This window comes from Mycobacterium sp. SP-6446 (assembly GCF_001954045.1).
Classification (GTDB): Bacteria; Actinomycetota; Actinomycetes; order Mycobacteriales; family Mycobacteriaceae; genus Mycobacterium.
This window is the reverse complement of sequence record NZ_MBEM01000270.1, coordinates 1-1,136: the sequence shown is the minus strand read 5'-3', so window position 1 is coordinate 1,136 and position 1,136 is coordinate 1. Positions and strand designations below refer to the sequence as shown.

The following is a 1,136-nucleotide window of genomic DNA, read 5'->3' as shown; positions in this document are numbered from 1 at the left end:
CGATGCTCGAACACCGAACGCGTCGACACCAACGACCAGCCCACGTCGGCCGGATCAAGATCGGCGCCAACGTGCGTCAACAGCCGCTGCGCCTGAGCTGTGAGTGCCTCGGCCGACCGCGCGGACAACACCCACGGCACCACCGGCATGTCGTTATCGCCCGACGCGCCAACGCTTTCCAGTGCCCGCGCGTCCGCGGGGGCCTCTTCCAAGATCACATGCGCATTAGTCCCGCTGATTCCGAACGACGACACCCCGGCCCGGCGGGGCTCGCCCCCCGCCGGCCATGCCCGGGGTTCGGTCAACAACGAGACGGCCCCCGTCGACCAATCCACATGCGGCGTGGGCACATCCACGTGCAGCGTCCGCGGCATCAGCCCGTGGCGGATCGCCTGCACCATCTTGATCACCCCGGCCACGCCCGCGGCGGCCGAGGTATGCCCCATGTTCGATTTGATAGAACCCAGCCACAGCGGACGATCCGCCGGCCGATTCTGTCCATAGGTTGCCAGCAGCGCCTGGGCCTCGATCGGGTCGCCCAGCGTGGTGCCGGTGCCATGGCCCTCCACCAGATCCACGTCGGCCGTATTCAGCCGCGCGTTGGTCAGTGCGGCCCGCACCACCCGCTGCTGCGCCGGCCCGTTCGGGGTCGCCAGGCCGTTGGACGCGCCGTCCTGGTTGACGGCCGAGCCGCGGACCACCGCGAGTACCGGGTGGCCCATCCGCCGCGCATCGGCCAACCGCTCCAGCACCAGCGCCCCGACGCCCTCGGAGAAGCCGGTTCCGTCGGCCGCACCCGCATACGCCTTGCACCGTCCGTCGGCAGCCAGCGCGCGCTGCCGACTGAATTCGATGAACATCGCGGGGGTTGCCATGACCGTCACCCCGCCGACCAACGCCAGATCGCACTCGCCCGATCTCAGTGAGCGCGCGGCCAAGTGCAGCGCCACTAACGACGACGAACACGCGGTGTCCACCGACACCGCCGGCCCCTCCAAGCCCAGCGCGTAGGCGACGCGGCCCGAGGCGACGCTCAGCGTCGAACCGCGCAGCCCGTATCTCTCCAGCTCTCCGGGCACCCGGCCCTGGCCGCCGTACGAACCGTGGAATATCCCGGCGAACACGCCCGTCGCCGA

General features: G+C 70.3%; 1 protein-coding gene. It reads right to left on the bottom strand.

Features of this window, described 5'->3' with window-relative positions; translation table 11 throughout:
- Positions 1-1,136, bottom strand: a 1,136-nt coding sequence (locus A5736_RS25065) for a polyketide synthase (RefSeq protein ID WP_254848451.1), incomplete at both ends; no start/stop codon positions are given.